Annotated in this window: 5 protein-coding genes and 2 pseudogenes; 2 read left to right on the forward strand and 5 right to left on the reverse strand. The window is 58.0% G+C overall.

Annotated elements, in window-relative coordinates; all coding sequences use genetic code 11:
- A partial coding sequence (locus CWO91_RS43915; RefSeq protein WP_208753144.1) for a hypothetical protein occupies positions 1-211 on the forward strand: 211 nt, incomplete at its 5' end.
- A gap of 389 nt (positions 212-600) precedes the next feature.
- Here CWO91_RS43915 and CWO91_RS40795 read toward each other — a convergent pair.
- The 3 genes from CWO91_RS40795 to CWO91_RS40805 all read right to left on the reverse strand — a co-directional run bounded on the left by CWO91_RS40795 (position 601) and on the right by CWO91_RS40805 (position 3540).
- Positions 601-885, reverse strand: a complete 285-nt coding sequence (locus tag CWO91_RS40795) for an aminotransferase class III-fold pyridoxal phosphate-dependent enzyme (protein WP_130220961.1) — start codon at positions 883-885, stop codon at positions 601-603.
- A 1012-nt stretch (positions 886-1897) separates the two neighbouring features.
- Complete coding sequence (locus CWO91_RS40800) at positions 1898-2659, reverse strand: AroM family protein (RefSeq protein WP_130220962.1); 762 nt, start codon at positions 2657-2659, stop codon at positions 1898-1900.
- A 356-nt stretch (positions 2660-3015) separates the two neighbouring features.
- A complete protein-coding gene (locus tag CWO91_RS40805; RefSeq protein WP_165406054.1) occupies positions 3016-3540 on the reverse strand; it encodes a hypothetical protein in 525 nt (174 codons plus the stop codon).
- A 1036-nt stretch (positions 3541-4576) separates the two neighbouring features.
- Here CWO91_RS40805 and CWO91_RS40810 point away from each other — a divergent pair.
- A complete protein-coding gene (locus tag CWO91_RS40810; protein ID WP_130220964.1) occupies positions 4577-5419 on the forward strand; it encodes a 2OG-Fe(II)-dependent halogenase WelO5 family protein in 843 nt (280 codons plus the stop codon).
- Positions 5420-5809: 390 nt separating this feature from the next.
- Here CWO91_RS40810 and CWO91_RS44875 read toward each other — a convergent pair.
- A pseudogene (locus CWO91_RS44875) lies at positions 5810-6610 on the reverse strand (transposase); the annotation flags it as partial.
- Between the two features lie 177 nt (positions 6611-6787).
- Positions 6788-7213: pseudogene (locus CWO91_RS40825) on the reverse strand (group II intron reverse transcriptase/maturase); the annotation flags it as partial.

The raw sequence follows: 7213 nt of genomic DNA on the forward strand, positions 1-7213 counted from the left end.
ACGCACGAAATCGACCATCTCCGGACCGCTGTCAAGCGAAGCGTTAGTGCATGCGTCCTGGAACGTCCATGGAAGGCCGTCAGACTCGCCATCTGGCTGGATCGAAATATGGCCAACTCTCGTGGATGATGTGGGCGGTGTTCCGAAGCCGTCCGGCCGGGCGACCACCATCTGTGGGAGCGATCTGTTGTTGCATTTCATTCCATTCTAATTTGCAAAGGATGTCGAGCCGACAGCTGTGCAAGACAGCTAGCCGTTCGGACCGAACTGGTACCAGTAAACCTTACGGGCAGCTCGACCCGAATCGACGCGCGGGTGAAAGCGTCAGCGTCCTCATCCGGAACCAGGAGAGCTCAGGCCTACTCGGACGAGAACGCTGGGATTGGACGCGAAGTGCGACGAAGGAGCCCACTGTAAATGGTCAAAATCTGGCGTGAAGCCGGCCGCCTTTTCGTTTCGACACGCGGACTCGAGCGCATGGAGCGTCGCCTGCGCACGACCTGCCGAGAGAACGGATTGACGTGACATCGAACAGCAGGGGCCGGTACGCCGCGTTGAAAACGCCCCAGCCGCCAATGACCGCCGTGCAGGAATATTGCGTCACCATAAGCGGATCCCTGTGTAGCCGAGCGCCATCCTCAATGCGACTTCTACACTGGATAAGCCACTATCGAAGAAGAAGAGATGATCGAGGCCGGGAGATGCGAGTTTCAAAGCAGCACCGCGACCCCATCGGCGGAATCGCGTGTAGCCAGCGAAGATGATCTGGTTGAGCTTAGCCTGTTCCTGAAGCGCGCTCACAATGCGTGAATGCCATTGACGTCGCTCACGACCCACCAGTAGGCTCGACATCACCAGAACACAAATCGAACTGATCGCGTCCACGCCTCTCTACACTAGGCGCTAGGCAGTTGCGATGAAAGCCGCGATGGACCTTTTCCCCGCACCTTCCCGGGCGACTTCACTGCGTCGGCGGTTTGGCGCCAAGCGGAAGCACGCGTTCGAATGTTAAGATTCAGCGAGGGGCATGCGGTTTGTGTCAAGCGACCCTTGCGGCACGAGGAAGAGCCCCCTGGTGCGGAAGTGCAGCGAGCTACCGCGATTTACCTGTTTATCACAAAGCGCCCTAACTTTCGCGAGACGAACGGCCGCGCGACTGAGTCTGAGTCTTTAGCTCGACGGCGCCATGGCCCTTCAGATCGCTGGACCAGTTTTGGCGCAGCACTTCGAAGCGGCAAACACGCCGCTGAAGCAGCCGGAGAGCCACGGCTCGGCCGAGCCAGGCGCTTTTGTCGCAAGCTGAAGGATCTTGCCATTACACCATAGCGCCGCAACATTACGATAGTCGACCTAGCGAAGCGAAATCGCAGCGTAGAGACTTGGGACTCGCTTCAGATACGGCCTCACAAGCCTGCGGATCAAGGAACTAGAGCGCTACAGGACGCAGATCCAAACGATCCGGCATTCCGTTCGATGGCGATCGCGCTCCACGGAGCTGACCCAAGTACCCCGCCTTTGGCTGAACCGTTCCCATCGGTGTTGCCAGGATCGGAACGACGAAGCAAATGCACTCTAAACGCCGGGAAAAATCTGAACGACGGCTCGTGACCGTTAGTTCACGTGATGCATGGTGGAGGTCCTTGGCGCGCGATTCTCAGCCGGAGCTCAATGAATAGCCAACGCAAACTCATCTTGCGTGAGCGGCTGACGCGCGGCGATTGCCGCTGCCGCACGCTCTATCTACCGCACGAACGACAGGGGGCCGCAGATAGACAGTAAAATGGCGCTTCGTCCGCGAAAAGCTGGCACTGAGCTAAATACCACTTCCCTAATTCTCCGCCGGATCAAGCTCTGAGTCAAATCAAACACGCGCTGAATCTGTAGCGCCCTCTAGAACTTAGTAGAGGCCGTCAAAAGGTCTCCGCATCAGCCCCTTGACGAAGAACTCGACCATAGAGGTGTAGTCGAAGACCGGAATGCCGATCGCCCGCTGGACCGCCGCGGCGTAAGGCGGCAGCTCGGAGCACGTGAGTAGCAGCATCCCAATGTCCGGCCGGTCGTTGAGTAGAGCCACCGCGGCATCGATCGTTTCGCTCTCGACGGCGCTGACGTCCAGGTCGCCATGGGGATTAAGGAAAGCGGCCGCGAATGCGGGAGCGTCCTCGAGTCCAACGACCACACGCTTGGAGTTGGCTGGCAGCCCGGCTGCTTCGAACAAGTCCGGCGTCAACGAAGACGCGCTCGCTGTAATGATGCCGAGCGCCCTTTCGCGTGGAAGCATGCGTTCGAGGAACGGAGCGAGGAGAAGACTGGATAGAAGCACGGGCACATCGACTGCGGCGCGGACCGCCTCTTGGTACCGGATCATGAACCCGCAATTTGAGGTGATCAGTTGTGCACCCTCGTGTACGAGCTCCGTTGCGGCCCGAGTCACGGCCTGCATCATTTCCGCGGCATTGAGAAGGTCAGGCACCGTCTTGTAGCGTACGGGGACACTCCACGTGCTGGCGTTGCCAACACTCCCTGGAATGTAAGGCCGGATGCTGGGCGAGCGGGCGCGCTCGAGCTGCAGGATCCCAACGGGCGCACCGTAGAACGACTGTCCGGATTTCAGCGAAGCGAACCGCGGATTATTTTGGCTGCGAGGAAAATCGATCATGTGACCAGCTCCATTTCGAAATAAATCAGTGCTTGCTGGCGATAACCGTTTCGGCCGGCCCACGAGCGAAACAATAAACAGTAATGTACGGCGCGAACGCAGGACCAATGCGGCGCACACCTTTTGGATCGGTTTGGCCCATCTGATCGAGGTATCCTATTGAAGCCTTGGTCGTCCATTTTTGGGCAAAGGCGTTTGTCGTGCACTCGAAGAAACCGAGAGCTGTGCAACTGTTTAACCAGCTTGCCATTGCTGCACGCTGTCCTATCGTGGTGAGCTACGTGCTAGCGCCGAGTTCATAATTTGATTTTACATTGTTCAGAAGTCGAGAGCACTACCTACTCAAGCAGTGGACATCACATATTGAAGAAGCGCTGTTGCCAAGTATCTCCATGGAGAGGATAGCTGCATCTATGGGCACTGCGGCGGCGGATGATATCGCCGGCAAACGGGTCGATCATCTGACACCGGTTGGATCGCTGCGGAGCGAGGAAGAGCGCAGCTGATCTCACGCCGGGAGCATATCCGGACCGCTCTTTCATGGACTGCGCGACCTCTCGACCGCTGCCGGCAACGGCATAGATGCAGAGGGCTGAAGCTTGGCTGCTGGCGAGGCAATGCAGGTTTTCTGGAATGACGCGGTCAGCAGTCGAGCGCATCTCAGGTCCGGTGCTCTGGGCTCTAGTCATGCGAGCAGCAGCTGACGAGACGTAGATCAAAACCAATACTGGCGGGGGTTGGAAGCCATGACCTTTATCGCGGCGCTGCGTCACGATGGGATCATCTCGCGTTGGGTGATTGATGGTCCCATGAATGGTGAGCTTCACGCTGTACGTCAAGAAGGTGTTGGCACCTACCCTCGCGCGGGGCGAGATCGTCATCCTCGACAATCTTGGCAGCCACAAGGGCAAAGCGGCTCGCCAAGCCATCCGCGCCAGAGGCGCTCACCGTACCTTCCTGCCCGCCCTATAGCTCAATTCGATCGAGCAGGTCTTCGCCAAACTCAAACACCGAGCTGCGGAGCCTCGTGACGTGGAAACAACCTGGCGAAAGGTCGGTGAACTCCTCGATCTCTTCTCCACGGGGGAGTGCTACTTCAAAAACTCAGGTTGTGTTTCCGTGTAAAAACAGCATGCTCTCTGTAGGCTGAGGTCACGACGACCTGATCGTCGGCAACAGCTGCGGCGCTTGGGCTCCGGCCGTCCATCAGATGTATCCTTCTTGATCGTGTCCAGCTTCTTGAAGGCGGTCGACGCCCTCGGAGTCTTGAGACCTAGCAAACGTCCTTGATGGCTACGTCATCGGCGATCAGCGCCCATTCGAGATTGCCTTGGAGGGCTCTTCTCCCGTCCGCGCTTGCCAGGAAATTTCTGCCTTGGTGTTTGCGCAATTCTCGCAGGAGAATTGACCCTTTTTGTCCCATGGCGCCTCCAATGTACGTGAGCAGTTTGCGCCACCGCGCCAAGCTGGCGTCCCTAAGCTCGCATACACTCTCTTGATCAATCCAACATTCGCCTTTCAAGAATCGCAAGCTATCTCTTGCCGATCCCTTAATGTCAGCCCCATAGAGCCTCTGCGCGAATCAGGTGCTCAGCAACTACTTTTCGACTCAAGATTTCGCCGATCAGCGCATCACCCAGAGGGATCAAAGTTAGGGTCAATTGAAAGAGTGACCAACCTGTTATCAGGATAGCCGCGATGCTTCGAAGCCTCTCAGCTCCGCATCCCAGCCTCCTCGGTCTTGATTCCTCAGCTCGGAAAACCGATCATAAGACTACTAGCCTTAGTAGCATCCTTGTTCGGCGTTTCTCTGGTAGGAGTCTAGCCACTCCGGGCGATCCGCTTCGTACAACACAAGTTCCGTCGAACGCGCTCGATCTTTGCCTCCCGTCACCCTACTGGTTTAGGTCCTAACAAATGCAGAATACCAAAGCATCTCATGCGCCAACGATCTCGCCTCTCGTGACAAAAGAGCGAACCGGCTTGATCAACACTGCGGAGATTATCTCAGTCATGAACGGGGACATCACCGGCCTGCACCTCAGGCAAGCTTTCAGTTTTGAAGTAGCGGAGGAAATCACTGCGAACTTTATGCGCAATCCCGGTCTCAAGGAACTCAACGATGGCATTGTCGGACAATATGTCGGCGCATCTCATTATAGGAAGGATGCGGCCACCTTTTTCGCAGAATCTGAAAATACGCGACAGTTCATCGACGCACTTTTTGGCAATGTGGTTGATCCGGTCCGCGGATTATTCGATGCGTTGAAGCGCGAGCTTCACAATGAGGGCATTGAACTGCGGCTTGCTCGTTCTGAGCACGGTCAGGCCAATATTTGTCGCGCCCTTTGTTGGTCTGGCACGAGCAGTTACGCCTTGAAGCCTCATGATGACGTCGCTCAAGTTATATCTGCAGGGCACAATTGCGAGCTTTCTGCGGTAGCGAACAACACCGTCGTAGCGCTCAATTTCTATCCTAGCATGACTGAGGAAGGCGGCGATCTGCGGATCTGGAGCCATAAGCCGACAGTCGCGGACCGAAAGGCGCAGGGTGTGGAGACCACAGGCTACCCGTATTCGACAGCTTATCTCGAGGGGGTTTCTTGTCACGACTTCCAGCTCAGTACCGGGGATATTGTCCTGATCGACGGCGGGTTTGTTCACGCGGTCACTCGACAATCAGGTAATGCAGAGCGTCGCCTTCTGCTAAACTGCTTTCTCGGGTTTGCGCGGCCAGATCTTGTTCTTTGGTGGACCTGAAATCGGAAACCGCAGCGACTGAGCTGTTAGACGGGCAATTAAGGCGCCAACATACTTCGCGTTACCCGTTTATGTAACGAAACGCCGCACTCGATCGATCTTGACTAACGGGAGATCCTAATCTGGAGCCCCAGTCTGGGCCAAACGAAATGATCTCTGACCCGCCCCTTCTCGCGACCGCTCAACGCCAACTTGGATCGGCTCGTAAAGTAGGTGCCGAAACATCGAAAGATCTGCGCGACTTCCCGAGACGGTGGTCGCGAAGCGAGGGTAGCGAAGTTCCTGAACGTGGCAGTTCGTCACACCCATGCGGCGTAGGCCGCAGTCGGGCGTGTTTCAGACCTCAAGGCCTGAGCAAGTTGGGGCCTTCTCATGTCACGGCACCGCTCAATCGGCTGGTTCGGCAGGGTGTTGACTGATCATGATCTCCGGCGAGACAAAGCTGTTGCCTCCTCCACGTACGTGCGCCCGGGGCATCCGCAACACGCGTCCTGTTCGCAAGAAGGCCGTCAGCTCACGGCGCAGCGCTCCCCGGCTCGGAACGAGGAGGGAGTGATAGATGGCTTCGTGGCTGATGCGCATCGTCTTGTCGTCCGGGAAGTCAATAGGCAGGTGACAGGCAATCTGCTCAGGGCTCCAGGCGCTGGCCCATCGCCGATCCTTTCCTGGGCCATGCCGGCGACTCTTCCAGGGAACCGCGGGACTAGGAAGGGGAGCGTCGCTCGCGGCCACGACGACGCCGGCAAGTCTCTCCTCCACATAAGTGCGCATAGTTTGTGTTGAGCGCAAGCTTAGTCAATTTAGGCCCACGAGCCGATCGATCCGCGTGCCACTGGGCAGTCGTCGCCCGATACTCCAACCCGCCGCTGAGAGTGGCTGCATTGCGCCGCAGTTCTCGCGAGATTGTCGCGGCGGATCGACCAGAGACGGCGCCCAATCTCCCGGATGGAATGGCCCCGCACCTTAAGAAGCGCAATCTCTTCGTGCTCCACCAATGATAAGGATCGCCCGGAGAGCACCCTTGCTGAGGACAAACATCGCTGCTGGCATACCCGCCCGCCTTTCGAAACAATCTGGTCCCGACAGGCTGTGACAAATGGCTTCCAGCGCGGCTTCTTCGCTGCTTTGCCGGCAGAAACTTCTCTGTTCACCCCGTCCAGACCGAGCCGATCGCCGCTTTCGAATGCTCATCGCAACTCCACCTGCAGAGTGTTGCGACGACCGCTTTAATCCGCCGCTCGGCTAATTTTGCGGTCGGACTGGTGAGCCCTTCGGGTCGTGGTCGAGTAGCTCGGCCATTTGGCTTTGCCCTCACAGATCCGGGCGGGCGGCTTTCCCGCACCCGGCTCTTCCCGAGAGTAACCCGCGTCATATCCGCGCCTGCGCCGATGTGCGAGTGATGCGTGAAGTTGGCAGGCGGAAGCGTGCCGTCAGGGTTTCGAACTCCAGCCAGCCCATGCGCCGACTTTTCTGGCTGCGCCGTCTCAGATAACGCAGCCAGGTTCGACGCACTTCGCGGTAGAAGCCGTTGAGCGCTGGACAGTTGTGCGGCCTGCCATAGTAGCCATAGTGCCCGCGCAGCACGGCGGCGAACCACTCGTGCTGCTTGGCCAGTGGCGCGTGCATGAGCCGCCAGGCGTCCTGGCGCAACGCCGTCAGCTTCCGCGTCAGGCGTTTCCCTTCCGTCCTGTGCTTCACGATGAACCGGCCATCTCGGGTCCGCCCGCAGTAGTGGGTGAAGCCGAGGAAGGCGAAGGTTTCTGGCCGCCGCTCGCCGCGCCGCTGACGCGAGAG

This window comes from Bradyrhizobium genosp. SA-3, from assembly GCF_004212635.1.
GTDB lineage: Bacteria > Pseudomonadota > Alphaproteobacteria > Rhizobiales > Xanthobacteraceae > Bradyrhizobium.